At 63.4% G+C, this 18,547-nt stretch carries 18 protein-coding genes and 1 tRNA gene; 12 read left to right on the forward strand and 7 right to left on the reverse strand.

What is annotated here, in order from left to right:
* Positions 1-45: 45 nt before the first annotated feature.
* The gene (locus EVC45_RS09580) at positions 46-1,344 is read right to left on the reverse strand and encodes an HlyC/CorC family transporter (RefSeq protein WP_129957763.1); all 1,299 of its coding nucleotides are present in this window, start codon (positions 1,342-1,344) and stop codon (positions 46-48) included.
* Positions 1,345-1,406: 62 nt separating this feature from the next.
* Here EVC45_RS09580 and EVC45_RS09585 point away from each other — a divergent pair, with 62 nt between their 5' ends.
* The gene (locus EVC45_RS09585) at positions 1,407-1,598 is read left to right on the forward strand and encodes a hypothetical protein (RefSeq protein ID WP_129957764.1); all 192 of its coding nucleotides are present in this window, start codon (positions 1,407-1,409) and stop codon (positions 1,596-1,598) included.
* On the opposite strand, the gene EVC45_RS09590 is transcribed toward EVC45_RS09585, so the two are convergent.
* Positions 1,587-1,663 (reverse strand) — tRNA-Pro (locus tag EVC45_RS09590). The two genes, EVC45_RS09585 and EVC45_RS09590, sit on opposite strands and share 12 nt — an antisense overlap.
* Before the next feature lie 49 nt (positions 1,664-1,712).
* Positions 1,713-2,705 (reverse strand): polyprenyl synthetase family protein, encoded by a 993-nt coding sequence (locus EVC45_RS09595; RefSeq protein ID WP_129957765.1) that lies wholly within the window; start codon positions 2,703-2,705, stop codon positions 1,713-1,715.
* Positions 2,706-2,990: 285 nt separating this feature from the next.
* Between EVC45_RS09595 and rplU the strand changes: the two genes are divergently transcribed.
* The 4 genes from rplU to proB all read left to right on the forward strand — a co-directional run bounded on the left by rplU (position 2,991) and on the right by proB (position 6,134).
* Complete coding sequence (gene rplU, locus EVC45_RS09600) at positions 2,991-3,302, forward strand: 50S ribosomal protein L21 (protein WP_007180329.1); 312 nt, start codon at positions 2,991-2,993, stop codon at positions 3,300-3,302.
* 25 nt (positions 3,303-3,327) lie between these two features.
* Positions 3,328-3,588: a 50S ribosomal protein L27 gene (gene rpmA / locus EVC45_RS09605; protein ID WP_008923994.1), complete on the forward strand. Its 261-nt coding sequence runs from the start codon at positions 3,328-3,330 to the stop codon at positions 3,586-3,588.
* A 236-nt stretch (positions 3,589-3,824) separates the two neighbouring features.
* On the forward strand, positions 3,825-4,946 hold the full coding sequence (gene cgtA, locus EVC45_RS09610) for an Obg family GTPase CgtA (RefSeq protein WP_129957766.1): 1,122 nt from the start codon (positions 3,825-3,827) through the stop codon (positions 4,944-4,946).
* Between the two features lie 69 nt (positions 4,947-5,015).
* Positions 5,016-6,134: a glutamate 5-kinase gene (proB, locus tag EVC45_RS09615; protein WP_129957767.1), complete on the forward strand. Its 1,119-nt coding sequence runs from the start codon at positions 5,016-5,018 to the stop codon at positions 6,132-6,134.
* Positions 6,135-6,257: 123 nt separating this feature from the next.
* Here the strand turns inward: proB and EVC45_RS09620 are convergent, their stop codons facing one another.
* Positions 6,258-6,815 (reverse strand): CNP1-like family protein, encoded by a 558-nt coding sequence (locus EVC45_RS09620; protein ID WP_129957768.1) that lies wholly within the window; start codon positions 6,813-6,815, stop codon positions 6,258-6,260.
* Positions 6,816-6,891: 76 nt separating this feature from the next.
* On the reverse strand, positions 6,892-7,641 hold the full coding sequence (locus EVC45_RS09625; protein WP_129957769.1) for an RNA pyrophosphohydrolase: 750 nt from the start codon (positions 7,639-7,641) through the stop codon (positions 6,892-6,894).
* Positions 7,642-7,944: 303 nt separating this feature from the next.
* On the opposite strand from EVC45_RS09625, the gene EVC45_RS09630 reads away from it, so the two are divergent.
* Together EVC45_RS09630 and EVC45_RS09635 are read left to right on the forward strand one after the other, a co-directional pair.
* The gene (locus EVC45_RS09630; RefSeq protein WP_129957770.1) at positions 7,945-9,681 is read left to right on the forward strand and encodes a proline--tRNA ligase; all 1,737 of its coding nucleotides are present in this window, start codon (positions 7,945-7,947) and stop codon (positions 9,679-9,681) included.
* A 12-nt stretch (positions 9,682-9,693) separates the two neighbouring features.
* Positions 9,694-10,293: a MarC family protein gene (locus EVC45_RS09635; protein ID WP_129957771.1), complete on the forward strand. Its 600-nt coding sequence runs from the start codon at positions 9,694-9,696 to the stop codon at positions 10,291-10,293.
* Between the two features lie 117 nt (positions 10,294-10,410).
* Here the strand turns inward: EVC45_RS09635 and EVC45_RS09640 are convergent, their stop codons facing one another.
* Together EVC45_RS09640 and ffh are read right to left on the reverse strand one after the other, a co-directional pair.
* Entirely contained in the window at positions 10,411-10,962 is a 552-nt protein-coding gene (locus EVC45_RS09640) for a hypoxanthine-guanine phosphoribosyltransferase (protein WP_129957772.1), read from the reverse strand.
* A gap of 158 nt (positions 10,963-11,120) precedes the next feature.
* Complete coding sequence (ffh, locus tag EVC45_RS09645) at positions 11,121-12,488, reverse strand: signal recognition particle protein (protein ID WP_129957773.1); 1,368 nt, start codon at positions 12,486-12,488, stop codon at positions 11,121-11,123.
* A gap of 81 nt (positions 12,489-12,569) precedes the next feature.
* Here ffh and EVC45_RS09650 point away from each other — a divergent pair, with 81 nt between their 5' ends.
* The 5 genes from EVC45_RS09650 to EVC45_RS09670 all read left to right on the forward strand — a co-directional run bounded on the left by EVC45_RS09650 (position 12,570) and on the right by EVC45_RS09670 (position 17,944).
* The gene (locus EVC45_RS09650; RefSeq protein ID WP_129957774.1) at positions 12,570-13,493 is read left to right on the forward strand and encodes an inner membrane protein YpjD; all 924 of its coding nucleotides are present in this window, start codon (positions 12,570-12,572) and stop codon (positions 13,491-13,493) included.
* An 8-nt stretch (positions 13,494-13,501) separates the two neighbouring features.
* On the forward strand, positions 13,502-13,813 hold the full coding sequence (locus tag EVC45_RS09655; RefSeq protein WP_129957775.1) for a PP0621 family protein: 312 nt from the start codon (positions 13,502-13,504) through the stop codon (positions 13,811-13,813).
* Entirely contained in the window at positions 13,810-14,406 is a 597-nt protein-coding gene (ampD, locus tag EVC45_RS09660) for a 1,6-anhydro-N-acetylmuramyl-L-alanine amidase AmpD (protein WP_129957776.1), read from the forward strand. Before EVC45_RS09655 ends, ampD begins: the two co-directional genes overlap by 4 nt.
* A gap of 222 nt (positions 14,407-14,628) precedes the next feature.
* The gene (locus tag EVC45_RS09665) at positions 14,629-14,898 is read left to right on the forward strand and encodes a hypothetical protein (protein WP_129957777.1); all 270 of its coding nucleotides are present in this window, start codon (positions 14,629-14,631) and stop codon (positions 14,896-14,898) included.
* 43 nt (positions 14,899-14,941) lie between these two features.
* Positions 14,942-17,944: a ribonucleoside-diphosphate reductase subunit alpha gene (locus EVC45_RS09670; RefSeq protein WP_129957778.1), complete on the forward strand. Its 3,003-nt coding sequence runs from the start codon at positions 14,942-14,944 to the stop codon at positions 17,942-17,944.
* Positions 17,945-18,547: the final 603 nt, after the last annotated feature.

Genomic DNA, 18,547 nt, shown 5'->3' on the forward strand with positions numbered 1-18,547 from the left:
GCGTGTGCGATGCTGCCTGTGAGTCGGCGAGCGAAGGCGCGGAGTTCAGCCCGACCGTGCTTTGCCGCCCTTCGTGCGCGACGGCGGCTTGAACAGCTTGACGGTGCGGATCGCCTGATCGTCGCTGCGCATCACCTCGAGCTTGATGTCGCCGATGCGCACGCAGACGTCGCCGTCGGGAATGTCTTCGAGGATTTCGAGAATCAGGCCGTTGAGCGTTTTGGGGCCGTCGGTGGGGAGCGCAAGTTGCAGCCAGCGGTTCAGCTCACGCAACGGCATGCTGCCCGCGACGATGCATTCGCCGGCGTCGTTCCAGCCTCCGCGCGAGCTGGCGCCGCGCGGAATCGACGTGGTGAATTCGCCGATCAGCTCCTCGATGATGTCTTCGGGCGTCAGAAGACCCTGCAGTTCGCCGTACTCGTCGACGACGAGCGCGATGCGGTGCCGGCTCTCCTGAAAGTATTGCAACTGCTGGAACACCGGCGTGCCGCTCGGCACGAAGTACGGCTCGGCGAGCAGTTCGCGCAAGGTATCGCGTTCGAGCTCCTGGTTGTGCAGCGCCGACAGCGTCTTGCGCACATGCAGAACACCGAGCACGCGGTCGATGTCGCCCTGGTAGACGATCAGCTTGTTGTGATAGCAGGTCTCCAGTTGATGCAGGATCTGTTCGAACGGCGCGTCGAAGTCGAGTGCCTCGATACGGCGGCGCGGGATCATCACGTCATCTACGGAGATGTTTTCGAGGTCGAACAGGTTCAACAGGATGCTGCGGTGTTTGGTCGGCATGAAGCTGCCCGACTCGAGCACGATGGTGCGCAGTTCTTCGGTGGACAGCCGCTGGTCGCGCGCGCCTTTCGTATTGATGTGGAGCACGCGCAGGATGCCGGTCGCGAACAGGTTGACGAACCAGATCAGCGGTCTCGCGACGCGCATCAGCGGTGCGATCAGCAGGCTCGCGGGCAGCGCGATTTTCTCGGGAAACGTCGCGCCGACGATTTTCGGCGTGATTTCCGCGAACACGATAATGAGAAACGCGACGATACCGGTCGCGATCGACAGCACGAGGCTATTGCGGCCGAACGTATGCAGCGCGAGCGATGTGGTCAGTACCGGAATGATCGTGTTGAACAGGTTGTTGCCGATCAGGATCACGCTAAGCAGTTGATCGGTTTTTGCGAGCAGGCCCTGGGTCGTCTTCGCGCCGAGCGTGTTCTTGCTGGCGAGATGTTTGAGGCGATGACGGTTGAGCGCCATCATCGCTGTCTCGGAAATGGAAAAGAAGGCGGAGCAGACAAGCAGCAGAAGGACGGCGCCTATCTGCGCCCATAAGGGAAGTTGTTCCACGCGTCGTGAAAAATGAGGGAAAGGATGGAGAGAATATAGCAGAGGGGGCTGGGCGTTCCGCCGTGGACGGCGGCTGGCGGCGCGAGATCGACAACGTGGCAATGTACGCGCTGCCATTCGAGCCGGACGCCAATGAACTCGGCGATGCACAGCGCGAGGGAAGCGAAAAGCGTCGCGCAAAACAAAAAAACCGCCCAGCAGTGCTGCGGCGGTTTTTGAACCTTGAGCTAACAAGGAGAATCTGGTCGGGGTGAGAGGATTCGAACCTCCGGCCTCTACGTCCCGAACGTAGCGCTCTACCAGGCTAAGCTACACCCCGATTTGGTACTGCTGACTTGACTCGGACTAATTCGGCGTTTCAGTCTCGTTCAAGACTGTCTTGCCGTCGAGTAAGAACATAATTCTAGCAGGCTCTCTTTGAAAATGGAATGGGGAAATGAAGAAATTGCGGCCGCGGCCGCCTGTGCCTCGTGTTTCGCGCACTCGAGCGTGTGATCGAGCGCGCCCGAGCGCGTGATCGCGTCGAAGATCGTATCGAAACGGTCGGTGCCGCCTTGCTCGATGGCTTCGCGCGCGAGCGCCGACTGCTCGGGTGTGCCGCGTTCGATCAGATAGATCAGCGGCAGCGTCGGCTTGCCTTCGCGCAGATCGTCGCCGGCGTTCTTTCCCATCGACTCGGCCGTACCTGTGTAGTCGAGCCAGTCGTCCATGATCTGGAACGCGGTGCCGATGCGGCGGCCGTATTCGGCGGCGGCGGCTTCGGTTTTCGCGTCCGCGCCGGCCAGCACCGCGCCGAGCTGGGCGGCCGCCTCGAACAACTTGGCGGTCTTGTAGCGGATCACTTGCATGTAGCGGGTTTCGTCGACGTCCGCATCGTGCATGTTCAGCAACTGCAGCACTTCGCCTTCGGAGATGATGTTGGTCGCCTCCGACAGAATCTCCATCACGCGCATCTTGCCCACGCCGACCATCATCTGGAACGAGCGCGAGTAAAGGAAGTCACCGACCAGCACGCTCGCCGCGTTGCCGAACAGCGCGTTGGCGGTCTGGCGGCCGCGCCTCAGGTCGGACTCGTCGACCACGTCGTCGTGCAGGAGCGTGGCCGTGTGAATGAATTCGACGACCGCCGCCAGTTCGTGCCTGTGCCCCGTCGCATCGCCCAGCGCGCCCGCCACCAGCAACAGCAGCGCGGGCCGCAGCCGCTTGCCGCCGGCGCTGATGATGTACTCGGAAATCTGATTGATCAGCATCACGTCCGACGCAAGACGTTGCCGGATGACGCGATTGACCTGCTGCATGTCTTCGAAGATCGGAGCGAGCAGGCTGGCGACGTTGGGGGAGGAGGTGGCAGTCGACGACATGATGGCTGAATTGGGTAGTGCCGCGAATTATAAGGCGATCGGGGCGCTTCCGGGTCGTCGGCTGCGGCGCGGATGCTTTCCGCATGGCGCCAGGGCCGCCTCCCAAGGGCGTCTGCGGGGCGCCGCGCGTCGCTGATTTACCATCTGCGAGCGCCTGCGAGACAGGCCGAAGCCGGACGGAAGACGGTTTGGTAAGCAGGTTTTGACCGAGCAGCTAACTCTATGTATAATTGAGAGTTTCCGCGCGCGGTGCGTGGGAAAAATGAATACAGAGTGAGGTTCTCAATGTACGCGGTCATAAAAACCGGTGGCAAGCAGTACAAAGTTGCCGTCGGCGAAAAACTTAAAGTAGAACAGATACCGGCAGACATTGACGCTGAAATCACGCTCGACCAGGTTCTCGCAGTGGGCGAAGGCGAATCGATTAAGTTCGGTACGCCGCTGGTCAGTGGGGCTTCCGTCAAGGCTACCGTCGTGTCGCAAGGCCGTCACGCCAAAGTGACGATCTTCAAGATGCGTCGCCGGAAGCACTACCAGAAGCATGGCGGCCACCGCCAGAACTATACCGAACTGCGCATCGACGCGATCAACGCGTAAGCGCACCGGTTAAGGAGCAAATCAAATGGCACACAAAAAGGCAGGCGGATCGTCCCGGAACGGCCGCGACTCCGAATCGAAGCGCCTCGGCGTTAAGGTTTACGGCGGCCAGGCTATCAACGCTGGTGGCATCATCGTGCGTCAGCGCGGTACGCGCATGCACGCTGGCGAGAACGTCGGTATGGGCAAGGATCACACCCTGTTCGCGCTGAAGGACGGCCACGTCCAGTTCTCGACGAAGGGCGCGGCGAAGAAGCACACCGTTTCCGTCGTCCCGGCAGCCTGAGTTTTATCAGGCACGGGCTTCAGGACCGGAAAAGGCCCCGCGAAGTTCGCGGGGCCTTTTTTTATTGCGGCGCCTCTTTCTCGTGGCGCCGAAGCCGTGCAGCCAACCGCTTGTCACCGGCGACTATGCCGTTCGGTAGATTGATCAACGCGCGGCGCGCGCGGCAAAATAGCAGAATCCAATCAGTATCAACCCCTGCATCGAATCGGGCAGTACACCACGGGACGGAGTAACGCATGAAGTTCATTGACGAAGCGAGGATTGAAGTCATCGCCGGCGACGGAGGGGATGGCAGCGCGTCGATGCGCCGCGAGAAATTCGTTCCGTTCGGCGGCCCTGATGGCGGTGACGGCGGCCGGGGCGGCAGCGTGATCGCGGTTGCTGACCGCAACATCAACACGCTGATCGACTACCGCTACGCAAAAAAGCATCTGGCACGCAACGGCGAAAACGGCCGCGGCTCGGATTGCTACGGCAAGGGCGGCGACGACATCACGCTACGTATGCCGGTCGGCACCACCATCACGGATATGGAAACCGGCGAGCTGATCGCCGATCTGACCGAGCACAACCAGAGCGTGCAAATCGCGCAAGGCGGTGCCGGCGGTCTCGGCAACCTGCATTTCAAGTCCAGCACGAACCGCGCGCCGCGTCAGAAGACCGACGGCAAGCCGGGCGAGCGTCGCATGGTGCGCCTCGAGCTCAAGGTGCTGGCCGACGTCGGTCTGCTTGGCATGCCGAATGCGGGCAAGTCGACGTTTATCTCGTCGGTATCGAACGCGAAGCCGAAAATCGCGGATTACCCGTTCACTACGCTCGCGCCGAATCTCGGCGTCGTGCGCGTCGGACCGAGCCGCAGCTTCGTGATCGCGGACATTCCGGGTCTGATCGAAGGCGCGGCGGAAGGCGCCGGCCTCGGCCATCAGTTCCTGCGCCACTTGCAGCGCACCGGGCTGCTGCTGCACATCGTCGATATCGCGCCGTTCGACGAATCGGTCGATCCGGTCGTGGAAGCGAAGGCCATCGTCAACGAACTGCGCAAGTACGACGAAGAGCTTTTTCAGAAGCCGCGTTGGCTCGTGCTGAACAAGCTCGACATGGTGCCTGAGGACGATCGCGAAGCGCGAGTGGCGTCTTTCCTGGAAGGGTTCGGCTGGGATGGTCCGGTGTTCGAGATCTCGGCTCTGACCGGCCAGGGCTGTGAAAATCTTTGCTACGCAGTGTTCGACTACCTCGCCGAGCACTCCGACGCGCAACGCGCGGCCGAGGCTGAAGACCTCGCCTCCGACGTGCGTTTCCGCGAAGGGACACAAGTACCGGCCGCGACCGGCGAAGCCGGCACCGATCCGCAGGAATAACAACTCGAGCGTCGGCGCCAGCGGCGGGTGCCGGCATGCATCACGCGTCATCTTGGGAGACAGCGCACAATGCGTTCCGTCATCGCAGATTCACGGCGATTGGTCGTCAAAGTCGGTTCGAGCCTCGTCACGAACGACGGGCGCGGCCTCGATCATGCGGCGATCGGCCGCTGGGCCGCGCAGATTGCCGCACTGCGCGCGCAGGGCAAGGAAGTGGTGCTGGTCAGCTCGGGCGCGATCGCCGAGGGCATGCAGCGCCTCGGCTGGACGAGGCGGCCGCGCGAAATCGATGAGCTGCAGGCGGCCGCGGCGGTCGGTCAGATGGGCCTCGCGCAAGTGTATGAAAGCCGCTTCGCCGAACATTCCATCCAGACTGCGCAGATCCTGCTTACTCACGCCGATCTCGCCGACCGCGAGCGCTATCTGAACGCTCGCTCCACGCTGCTCACGCTGCTGCGGCTCGGTGTCGTGCCGATCATCAACGAGAACGACACGGTCGTCACCGACGAAATCAAGTTCGGCGACAACGACACGCTCGGCGCGCTGGTCGCTAATCTGATCGAGGGCGACGCGCTGATCATTCTGACGGACCAGCAAGGCCTCTTCACCGCCGATCCGCGCAAAGACCCGAACGCGACTCTCGTCCAGCAAGCCGACGCCGGTGCCCCCGAGCTCGAGGCGATGGCGGGCGGCGCGGGCTCGAGCCTCGGCCGCGGCGGCATGCTGACCAAGATTCTCGCCGCCAAGCGAGCAGCGCATAGCGGCGCCAATACGGTGATCGCGAGTGGGCGCGAGGCAGACGTGCTGCTGCGACTGGCGGCCGGCGAGGCGATCGGCACGCAGCTGATCGCGCGCACCGCGCGCATGGCAGCACGCAAGCAATGGATGGCCGATCACCTGCAGGTGCGCGGCCACGTCGTGATCGACGACGGCGCGGTCGAAAAACTGACCGCCGGCGGCAAGAGCCTGCTGCCGATCGGCATCGTCGGCGTGCAGGGTGCGTTCGCGCGCGGCGAGGTGATCGCTTGTCTGAGCGCGTCGGGCCGCGAGGTCGCACGAGGCTTGACGAACTACAGCAGCGCGGAAACCAAACTGATCCAGCGGCGTCCGAGCGGCGAAATCGAGTCGGTGCTCGGCTACATGCTCGAGCCCGAGCTGATTCATCGCGACAATCTCGTGCTGCTTTGATCTTTCAGGCGGCGTGCGCTTAAAGAGTTAGCAAAAAAGCCGTTCCAGCGCAGGCTGGAACGGCTTTTTATCGTTACGCACAAGCAGCGGCGCCCGACTCAGGTGCGCGCCGCGAGAACGGATTCAATGAATCTGCGACGTCTGAGTGCGCTTGTAACGAATGTTCTCGACGATGCGCTGCGCCGTGCCGGTCGGAATCTTGTTCGCGCACATATAGTCCTGATACAGCGCGGCCTGGTATGCGTTCAGCGCGCCGTTTTCGATGCGCGAAAACTGGTTCGCGACCGTCGTGTCCCAGCCGTCGTGATCGGCGTTCAAGGCCCCGTACTGACGCCATTCGTACGTGTCGCAGCGGATGCCCTCGTAATTGACGTTGCGGGCACCGCCCGGGCTCGTGACGACCACCGTGTAACGCACTACGCCGTCGTCGCCGACACTGACCGACTTCGGGTCGATTGCGAATTGCAGCGGCGTATTGCCGGAGACCTCGAACGGCAGCAGGTTCGCGTCGGAGGGCAGCGGCGGCAACGTGTCGACCTTGTTTTCAACCCAGTTGCTTTTGCGATCCAACAGATAGGTGAACGCGCTGTCGTCTTTGTTGCTCGGTTGGCCGGCGCTCGAACAGCCTGCCAGCAGGGCGCCGGTGGCAACGCACGCCACGGCGAGTGCAAATGCTTTCAATATGATTCCCTCGAAATACGGGCGCGGCCCGAAAGCCGCGCCAGAGAGGGGCGGCGTGAGCCGCCGCCTGGACTGATTAATCGAGCAAGCCTCGTCGGACTGACGGGGCGATGGCCTCGTCGGCTTCGGCCGTTTCGCGCTCAGGCTCAGGTGCCAGGTTCGCATCCCGTGAGGCGGGGCCGCAATCCGGCACAATCAGCACGCGCGTCGAGGTTTCGACGCTGACCGAACTCACGGTAGTGACGGTAGTGACCACCGTGCTTACCGTGGAATCCGGCGGGCTTTGCATCGACGACGCTATCCGGGGATAACGCGACCCATGATGCCCGCCAGGTTTTTCCGCACGCGGCGCAGGCCGGCGCATGAAACGGGACAACTCCGTCAGCGCCAACTGATACACATCCCGCTTGAACTCGATCACACAGTCGAGCGGCACCCAATATTCGTTCCAACGCCACGCATCGAACTCAGGGTGGTCGGTGGCGCGCAAACAGATGTCGCAGTCGCGTCCTACCATCCGGAGCAAAAACCAGATTTGCTTCTGGCCGCGGTAATGACCGCGTACTTCGCGCTTGATGAACTTGTCAGGCACCTCATAACGCAACCAGTCGCGCGTGCGACCGATCACCTTGACGTGCTCAGGAAGCAGTCCGGTCTCTTCGTGTAACTCCCGATACATCGCTTGCACGGGGGTCTCACCATATTTGATGCCCCCCTGCGGAAACTGCCAGGAATGTTCACGGAGCCGTTTGCCCCAAAACACCTCGTTGTGCGCGTTCAAGAGGATGATGCCGACGTTCGGGCGAAAGCCTTCACGATCCAGCATACAACCACCTTCGAATCCTTTAAAATTGCTTTGATTATAAACAGATAACGGACCCTACGCACCGAATCGCATAAGAATGGACCGATTCGCCGCAACAGGCCCGTGTTTGCGGTAGCCTGTTGGTTTTCCGTGCGCTATCCCTTGTGAGACAGGCTTGTGCGGCAGTTTCAGCGCTGCTCAGGGGCAGCGCGCCGCCGGTCGGGCGAACCATGCCGGCTTCGCCGCGGATCTGTGTCGATTTTTCCCATGTTTTCACCTTTTTCTGGCGGTCCCACCGGAAGCCGCCGCTTTTGGACACCTTGAATGAAAGCCTCCCGTTTCTTTATCGGCACCCTCAAAGAAGCGCCCGCCGACGCCGAAATCATCAGCCACAAGCTCATGGTGCGCGCGGGCATGATCCGTCGCGTCGCGGGCGGCATCTATAACTACCTGCCGGTTGGCCTGCGTTCGATCCGCAAGGTGGAAGCGATCGTGCGGGAGGAAATGAACCGGGCCGGCGGGATCGAACTGCTGATGCCGGCCGTGCAGCCGGCCGAGCTGTGGCAGGAATCGGGCCGCTGGGAGAAGTACGGCCCCGAGCTCCTGCGCTTCAAGGACCGCAAGCAGGCCGACTTCGTGATGGGCCCGACGCACGAGGAAGTCGTCACCGACATCGCGCGCAACCAGATCAAGAGCTATCGCCAGCTGCCGGTCAACTTCTATCAGATCCAGACGAAGTTCCGCGACGAGATCCGTCCGCGTTTCGGCGTGATGCGCGGCCGCGAATTCATCATGAAAGACGCGTACTCGTTCGACAAGGACGCGGAAGGTCTACGCGAGACGTATCGCAAGATGTACGACGCGTACGTGCGCATCTTCACGCGCCTCGGCCTGGAGTTCCGCGCGGTGGCGGCGGACAACGGCTCGATCGGCGGCAGTGGCTCGCATGAGTTCCACGTGATCGCCGACACCGGCGAAGACGCGATCGCCTATTGCCCGACCTCCGATTTCGCTGCGAACGTCGAGGCCGCCGACGCGTTGCCGCTGATCGCGCAACGCGCCGCGCCCACTGAAGACGCGAAAAAGACCGCGACGCCGGGCAAGGCGAAGTGCGAGGCCGTCGCCGAACTGCTGAACATTCCGCTCGAGCGCACGATCAAGTCGGTCATTCTCGCCACCGAAAACGAAGGCGCCGAGCCGACCATCTGGCTGCTGATGCTGCGCGGCGACCACGATCTGAACGAGATCAAGGTCGGCAAGCTGCCCGGTCTCGCCGACTTCCGTATGGCCACCGAAGCCGAGATCATCGAGACGTTCGGCACGCCGCCGGGTTATCTCGGTCCGATCGACACGAAGAAGCCGGTCAAGGTGATCGCGGACCGCACGGTCGCGAACATGAGCGACTTCGTGGTCGGCTCGAACGAGGTCGACTATCACACCACCGGCGTGAACTGGGGCCGCGACCTGCCGGAGCCGGTCGTCGCCGATATCCGCAACGTGAAGAAGGGCGATCCGTCGCCGGACGGCAAGGGCGTGCTCGACATCTGCCGCGGCATCGAAGTGGGTCACGTTTTCCAGCTCGGCACGAAGTACTCCGAAGCGATGAACGCCACCTGCCTCGACGAAACCGGCAAGCCGCGCCCGATGGAAATGGGCTGCTACGGCATCGGCGTCACGCGTATCCTCGGCGCCGCGATCGAACAGAATTTCGACGACAAGGGCATCATCTGGCCGGAGTCGATTGCGCCGTTCGAAGTCGTGCTGTGCCCGATGGGCTATGACCGCAGCGATGCGGTACGTGAACAGGCCGACAAGCTGTACGCGGAACTCGTCGCGGCCGGCATCGACGTGATTCTCGACGATCGCGGCGAGCGTCCGGGCGTGATGTTCGCCGACTGGGAGCTGATCGGCGTGCCGCATCGGCTGGTGATCGGCGACCGAGGTCTGAAGGACGGCAAGCTCGAGTATCAGGGCCGCCGTGACGCCGAAGCGACGCTGCTGCCGGTCGCGGACGCCGCGCAGACCGTGATCGAGAAAGTGCGCGCGGCGCTCGCGAACTAAGCGGAGCGGGCAGTGGAGTACACCTTCCTGTCCGCGACGGTGCTGCTGATCCTGATCACCGATCCGCTCGGCAATATCCCGATCTTCGTCAGCTGTCTGCGCGGTGTGACGCCGGAGCGTCGCACGATCGTGATCCTGCGCGAGGTCGCGATCGCGTTTGCGATCCTGCTGGTGTTCATGGTGCTCGGGCAGAGCTTTCTGCGCATGATGAGCCTGAGTGACCAGTCGTTGCGGATCGGCGGCGGCATCGTGCTGTTTCTGATCGCGCTGCGCATGGTGTTTCCGCATCCGGACGGTCCGTTCGGTGGCGACGCGCGCGGCGGCGAGCCGCTGATCGTGCCGCTCGCGATTCCGGCGCTGGCGGGGCCGTCGGCGTTGGCCACGGTCATGCTGCTGACCTCGCAGGCGCCGGGCAAGACGTTCGAGTGGGTCGGTGCGCTGACCGTCACGATGATCATCTGCGCGATCGTGCTGATGCTCGCCGAGCGCATTCAGGCGTGGCTCGGCGAACGGGTGATGGCGGCGTTCGAGCGGCTGATGGGGCTCGTACTCGTCGCGATTTCAGTCGAGATGATGCTCGGCGGGATCCGCGCTTTCGTGCACAAGCTGTGAAGCGGCAGCGGGTGCGCAAGTTGCCACCTTCCCGGTCGTAGAAAAGCAGCCATAAAAAAGCAGCCTCGCAGGCTGCTTTTTTTTCGCCGGTTGGCGAGATCAACTCGGATGCGCCGCTCACGCGCCCTCGGTCAACGCCCGAATGGTCGGCAGGTTGCGCCAGTAGCCTTTCGCATCCATCCCGCAGCCGAACACGTACCGGTCCGGCACTTCGAAGCCGCAGTAATCGGGGCGCAGCGGCTTCGCCTTCGGAATGATTTTCTCGCACAGCACCGCGGACAGGAAACGCTTCGCACCCATCGCGAGGATGCGGTCACGGATCGCCGCCATCGTCTCGCCTTCGTCGAGGATGTCGTCGAGCACGAGCACCACGCGATCCTTGACCGACTCGGCCGGCGCGACGCGCCATTGCATGTCGTTGCTGCCCTTGGTCGTATTGCGGTAGCGCGTCAGGTGGATGTAGTCGAACTCGAGCGGGAAATCGAGGTGCGGCAGCAACATGCCGGTGAATACCGCGGCGCCGCCCATCACCGACAGCACGAGCGGGAAGTCCTCGCTCATCTCGTCGCGGATGGCGCCCGCCATGCGGACGATCGACGCACCGACGTCCGAGGCCGAAACGATCTCTTCGGAATGTTGAAAAATATGGAGGGCTTCTTCGCGGTTCATGACGTCTGACGGACGGTAACTGTATACATAGTGTGGGTGGCCACGTCCCGAGGGACGTTCCTGCGAGGGACGGCGCAATGCGCTACGGAATAAACCCGCACGATGCCGAAGTCAGCCGCGCCGCGCATCGGCGCTAGCGCGCGCCGTCCCGATCAAGCTTAGCGCATGCCGGGCATCATGCCCTTCATGCCGCGCATCATCTTCTGCAGGTTGCCGCCCTTGAGCTTCTTCATCATCGTGCGCATCTGTTCGTACTGGTTCAGCATGCGGTTGACTTCCTGCACCTGCACGCCCGCACCCGCGGCGATGCGCCGCTTGCGGGTCGCCTTGATCAGTTCGGGCTTGGCGCGCTCGGCCGGCGTCATCGAATTGATGATGCCTTCCATGCGGCGCATCTGCTTCTCGGCCTGGCTCATGTCGGCGCCCGCCGCGGCCTGCTGGAACTGCGCGGGCAGCTTGTCCATCAGCGACGACAGGCCGCCCATGCCCTTCATTTGCGTGAGTTGCGCGCGGAAATCGTTGAGATCGAAGTCGCCGCCTTTCTTGACCTTGTCGGCGAGCTTCTGCGCGGCCTGCACGTCGACGCCGCGCTGCGCTTCCTCGACGAGCGCGAGAATGTCGCCCATGCCGAGAATCCGGCTCGCCATGCGGTCCGGGTGGAACACTTCGAGGCCGTCGAGTTTTTCGGCGACACCGACGAACTTGACCGGCTTGCCCGTCACGTGACGCACCGACAACGCCGCGCCGCCTCGCGAATCACCGTCGAGCTTGGTGAGCACGACGCCGGTGAGCGGCAGCGCGTCGCTGAACGCCTTCGCGGTGTTGACCGCATCCTGACCGAGCATCGCGTCGACGACAAACAGCGTTTCCGCCGGCTTCAGCGCGGCGTGCAGCGCGGCGATTTCGTTCATCATCGCTTCGTCGATACCGAGACGGCCGGCCGTGTCGACGAGCAGCACGTCGTGGTAGTGACGCTTGGCCCAGTCCACTGCGGCGCGCGCGATGTCGACCGGCTTCTGGTTCGGCTCCGACGGGAAGAAGTCCGCGCCGACCTGCTCGGTCACCGTTTTCAGCTGAGCGATAGCGGCGGGACGATAGACGTCGCACGAGACGGTCAGCACCTTCTTCTTGTATTTCTCGCGCAGCAGTTTCGCGAGCTTGCCGACCGTGGTCGTCTTACCGGCGCCCTGCAGACCTGCCATCAGGATGATCGCGGGCGGCGTGACCGCGAGATTGAGCTCGGAGGCCTTGCCTTCGTAATCGCCGCCGATCACCGCGGTCAGCTCGCGCTGCACGACGCCGACGAGCGCCTGACCCGGCGACAGGCTGGCGAGCACTTCCTCGCCGAGCGCCTTCTCCTTGACCTTCGCGATGAACTCGCGCACGACGGGCAGCGCCACGTCGGCCTCGAGCAGTGCGAGACGCACCTCGCGCAGCATTTCCTGGGTGTTGGCCTCGGTGAGCCGGGCTTCGCCGCGCAGCGTCTTGACGACGCGCGCCATCCGTTGAGTCAGATTGTCGAGCATGGGGAGCGATGAACGGTGGGGCCCGCGCAGTGCGCGAAGCGCTAGACGTCGCGGAGCAGGGCCCTAGTGTAAACTTCGAATATGGATATTGTACTGTATGCCCTCACCGCGCTTCTCTACGGCGGCCTTGCCGTGGCCGGCTGGCGCTCGCACCGGCACGCGGCCGTGCATCCGCTGCTCGAGAGCGTGCCGCCGCTGCCCGCTCATGCCGTGAGCGCGGGCGCTTCGGTGGCTACCGGCATGAGCGCGCCCGGGCGCGCGCTTCTGTTCGTCGCGCTGCTCGCACACGGCGTGCTGCTGCACACCACGATCTTCCCGCAGAACGCGATGGTGTTCGGCTTCGCGTTCGCGCTGTCGGCGATGTTCTGGCTCGGCGCCGGCATCTACTGGATCGAAAGTTTCTTTTTCCCGCTCGACGGACTGCGCCTGCTGGTGTTGCCGCTTGCGTGCGTCGCGTCGCTGCTGCCGCTCGCGTTCGGCGGCGTGCGCGTGCTGCCGTATGCGGCCGCGCCGATGTTCAAGCTGCACTTTCTGATCGCGAACATCGCGTACGGTCTGTTCGCGATCGCGGCGCTGCACGCGGTGCTGATGCTGGCGGTCGAACGGCGTCTGCATTCGATGCGTGGCGGTCTCGCGCAGCGACACGCGGCGGCGGGCAACGGCTGGTGGTCGAGCTGGCTCGACACGCTGCCGCCGCTGCTCACGCTCGAGAAGCTGCTGTTCCGTCTGATCGGCACCGGCTTCGTGCTGCTGACGCTGACGTTGCTATCGGGCATCCTGTTCAGCGAGCAACTGATCGACCGCGCGTTGCGGCTCGATCACAAGACCGTGTTCGCGATTCTTTCGTGGGTGATGTTCGGCGCGCTGCTGACCGCGCGCAAGGTGTCCGGCTGGCGCGGCCGTGCGGCGTTGCGCTGGGTGCTGGCCTCGTTCGTCGCGCTGTTGCTCGCGTACGTCGGCAGCCGTTTTGTTTTAGAGGTGCTGTTGCACCGGCCTGTAGTGTGAGTGTCCCCATGCGACAAATCTTTTTGCTGATTCTGCTGTTCATCGTCGGTCAATGGATCGTCAAGGCGCTGCGCCGCCACGACGCGCAATCCGCGCAACGCACCGGTGCCCATGGCGCCAACGGTGCCGGCGCCGCGCAGGGCGGCGCGCGTGCTTCGAATGGCCAGGCGCCGCAGCTTGCCGAGCCGATGATCCGCTGCGTCGAGTGCGGCGTGCATGCGCCGAAGAGCGACTCCGTCAGCGTCGCGGGGCAGACGTTCTGCTGCACTGCGCACGCGCAGCGCCACGGCGCGCGTCCGAGCGGCCGCGACGCCCGATGAGCGGCGCGTACACCGTCGATGCCGACGGTTGGATTCCCGCCGCGCGCAAGCTTGCGTCGCCGAACTTCGAAGCGCGGCCGCAAGGCGCGGTGCCGACGCTGATCGTCGTTCACAACATCAGCCTGCCGCCGAACGAGTTCGGCGGCACCGCGATTGCCGAGCTGTTCCAGAACACGCTCGACTGCGATGCTCACCCGTACTACGACACCCATCTGCGCGGCGTGCGCGTGTCCGCGCATTTCGTGATTCATCGCGACGGCGCGCTCGAGCAGTTCGTGTCGTGCAATGAGCGCGCGTGGCACGCGGGGCCGTCGAACTTTTTCGGCCGCGAGCGCTGCAATGATTTCTCGATCGGCATCGAGCTCGAAGGCAGCGACACCACCGCCTTCGAGGCGGCGCAATACCGCACGCTCGCCACGCTCGTGAGCGCATTGAAGGCGCGCTATCCGATCGACGCGCTTGCCGGTCACTCCGACATCGCGCCCGGTCGCAAGACCGATCCCGGTCCACATTTCGAGTGGCCCCGGCTGCAAAGCGACACGTCGCTCGACGGTCGGTATTTCCCCTATCTCAAGTTTTCCGAAACGCGGTAATCCCCCTTCGCACGATCTTGCGTGATCCGCAGAGAACGAGGCGCAGCCTGCTTCTCCGGGGAGCTTATGCGCGTTGCGCGACGCAAAAGTCAAGACTTCGAACGCAAATAAAACGGTTTGACCTGCCTCGAATCTCCACTATACTTGGTGCCGACAACTGAGTTTCGCACTATATCTTGTGTTGTGCTGTGAATAACCATGTGCATAACCGAGTGAATAAGAGTGGATAAGTCTGCGGCGCCCCGCTTCCCGAGCATGGCGCCGCAAGCATTCCAGACAGCGAACAAAAAATTCCTGGGGCGCAGCCGGTGGGGGATCTCCGGCCGCATCCAGAAGCATTCAGGAAAGGACCAGCCAGTGATCGCGACCGACCCGATGAAGACCGTCATCAAATCGAACCAGGCTTCCTCGCAGTTGCATCCCGCCAACCGGCGTAGCCGGCCTTCCTGCACCTCATCGCACGCGCACGCGGCGGCGCGGCGTTCGTTTTAATCCGCGGCACTCGCCGCCATTTCCAAGACCAGGAGCTTTGCACATGCAAACCACCGACAACGTGACGACCCGGTACGAGGGCTCACCGACTGGCCAGGCGTTCGGCCAGACTCAAGGCGCCCAGTCGCTCGCGCCGCAAGCGAACTACGCCGACTACAAGGTGATCCGCCGCAACGGCACCGTGGTGTCGTTCGAGCCGTCGAAAATCGCGATCGCCGTGACGAAGGCGTTCCTCGCCGTCAACGGTGGTCAGGGCGCGGCGTCGGCGCGGGTGCGCGAACTGGTCGAGCAACTCACGCAGAACGTGGTGCGCGCGCTGGTGCGCAGCCGTCCGAACGGCGGCACGTTCCATATCGAAGACATTCAGGATCAGGTCGAACTCGCGCTGATGCGCGGCGGCGAGCACAACGTCGCGCGTGCGTACGTGCTGTATCGCGAGAAGCGCAACCAGGCGCGCGCGCATGACGAGCATGCGGAGGCCCCCGGCACGCCGGGCCTGAACGTGACCGACAACGGCATCACGCGTCCGCTGGACATGGCCGCGCTGCGCGGCATCATCGAGTCCGCGTGCGCGAATCTCGGCGACGCGGTGAGCGCCGAGCCGATCGTCGCGGAAACGGTGAAGAACCTGTACGACGGCGTGCCGATGAGCCAGGTGTACGACTCGGCCATCCTCGCTGCCCGCACGATGATCGAAAAGGACCCGGCCTACAGCCAGGTCACCTCGCGCATCCTGCTGCATACGATCCGCCGCGAGATCCTCGAGGAAGAAGTCACGCAAGCCGAAATGGGCGTGCGCTATGCCGAGTACTTCCCGCAGTTCATCAAGCGCGGCATCGGCGCCGGCCTGCTCGACGACAAGCTGCAGCAGTTCGACCTGAAGCGTCTGGGTGCCGCGCTCGACGCGAACCGCGACCTGCAGTTCGGCTACCTCGGTCTGCAGACGCTGTACGACCGCTACTTCCTGCATCACGACGGCGTGCGCATTGAAATGCCGCAGGCATTCTTTATGCGTGTCGCGATGGGCCTGTCGCTGAACGAGATCGACCGCGAAGCGCGCGCGATCGAGTTCTACAACATCCTGTCGAGCTTCGACTTCATGTCGTCCACGCCGACGCTGTTCAACTCGGGCACGCATCGCTCGCAGCTGTCGTCGTGCTACCTGACCACGGTCGACGACGACCTCGACGGCATCTACGAAGCGCTGAAGGAAAACGCGCTGCTGTCGAAGTTCGCCGGCGGCCTCGGCAACGACTGGACGCGCGTGCGCGCGCTCGGCTCGCACATCAAGGGCACCAACGGCAAGTCGCAAGGCGTCGTGCCGTTCCTGAAGGTCGTCAACGACACGGCGGTCGCCGTGAACCAGGGCGGCAAGCGCAAGGGCGCGGTGTGCGCGTACCTCGAATCGTGGCACCTCGACATCGAGGAATTCCTCGAGCTGCGCAAGAACACCGGCGACGACCGTCGTCGCACGCACGACATGAACACCGCGAACTGGATTCCCGACCTGTTCATGAAGCGCGTGATGGAAGGCGGCGACTGGACGCTGTTCTCGCCGTCCACCTGCCCGGATCTGCACGACAAGTTCGGCGCCGAATTCGAAGTGGCTTACACGGCTTACGAAGACAAGGTCGCGCGCGGTGAGATCAAGCTGTTCAAGAAGATTCCGGCAGCGCAGCTGTGGCGCAAGATGCTGGGCATGCTGTTCGAAACCGGCCATCCGTGGATCACGTTCAAGGATCCGTGCAACGTGCGCTCGCCGCAGCAGCACGTCGGCGTCGTCCACTCGTCGAACCTGTGCACGGAAATCACGCTGAACACGAGCGACGCCGAAATCGCCGTCTGCAACCTCGGCTCGGTGAACCTCGTCGCGCACCTGAAGGAGCAGGCCGACGGCACGCTCGTGCTCGACCACGACAAGCTCAAGCGCACGATCAGCGTCGCGATGCGCATGCTCGACAACGTGATCGACATCAACTACTACGCGGTCGCCAAGGCGCGTAACTCGAACCTCAAGCACCGTCCGGTCGGCCTCGGCATCATGGGCTTCCAGGACTGCCTGCACATGCTGCGCACGCCGTACGCGTCGCAGGAAGCGGTCGAGTTCGCCGATCGCTCGATGGAAGCGGTTTGCTACTACGCGTACTACGCGTCGACCGAGCTCGCCGAAGAGCGCGGCCGCTACTCGAGCTACCGCGGTTCGCTGTGGGACCGCGGCATCCTCCCGCAGGATTCGGTGGCGCTGCTCGCCGAAGCGCGCGGCGGTTATGTCGAGGTGGATTCGAGCGAGTCGATGGACTGGCCCGCGCTGCGCGCGCGCATCTCGACCTACGGCATGCGCAACTCGAACTGCGTGGCGATCGCGCCGACCGCGACGATCTCGAACATCATCGGCGTGTCGGCGTGCATCGAGCCGACCTATCAGAACCTTTACGTGAAGTCGAACCTGTCGGGCGAGTTCACGGTGGTCAACGACTACCTGGTGCGCGACCTGAAGGCGCGCGGCCTGTGGGACGAAGTGATGGTCGCCGACCTGAAGTATTTCGACGGCACGCTGTCGCGCATCGACCGCATCCCGGCCGACCTGCGCGCGATCTACGCGACCGCGTTCGAAGTCGATCCGGTGTGGCTCGTCGAGTCGGCCTCGCGTCGTCAGAAGTGGATCGACCAGGCGCAGTCGCTGAACATCTATATGGCGGGCGCATCGGGCAAGAAGCTCGACGAGATCTACAAGCTCGCATGGCTGCGCGGTCTGAAGACCACCTACTACCTCCGCACGATGGCGGCGACGCACGTCGAGAAGTCGACGGTCGCGCACGGCGCGCTGAACGCGGTGAGCTCCGGTCATGAAGGCTCGGGTGGCGCAGGCGGCGCGGCAGGCGGCTTCGGCGTGAGCGGCGCGACGGGTGGCGTGGGCGGCGGCTTCCAGGCAGCGGCGGCAGCGACTGCCGCGGCCGCGGTCGAAGCGGCACCCGAAGCCGATGGTCCGGTTTGCATGATGCGTCCGGGCGATCCTGGCTTCGACGAGTGCGAGGCTTGCCAGTAAGCACGGGCAAGTAGCGGGAGCGTTGCTTGCTAACTGCACACGAGTTGGCAGGCGACGACCCGCAGGGGGCGAGCAGCGCGCCGCGTCGATGAAGTAGCAGTAGAGGCAGGTCGATGAGCGGTGAGCCGTATCGAAGTCTCACCGCTCGTCGAAGCAGCAAGGCAACACAGCAGTCGGCGACACCAGACGAAGGCTTCGAGCGAAGCGACGATCGGCGGCTCGATCAGGATCGGGAGCCAGGATCAACAGCCAGGATCGCCAGCCGTTGCACCGCTCGACACGGCATCGCACTTCACTCGCTAACGTCGCCGCAACACACTCGACGCAGCTCACCGCCGACTCTCGCGATGAGCGACTCGCGCGGCAACGATCAGTCCATCGATCAGTCGGCGGATGCCGCGAACGCACTGCGCAATACAGATAGATAGAGCAACGAAACGTCGTTCGAAACGTTGCTCTTCGAGTTCGCGAAGGACCTCGGCAACACATGTTCAACACGCGTTCATCACGCGTCACTCGATGCGTCACACGCAGCATGTCGAACAAAGTGTTGTATGAACGTAGCAACGCGAATCGAAAACAGGATTTTTCGTGAGCGAACTC

It is taken from the genome of Paraburkholderia sp. UYCP14C (assembly GCF_004197395.1).
GTDB lineage: Bacteria > Pseudomonadota > Gammaproteobacteria > Burkholderiales > Burkholderiaceae > Paraburkholderia.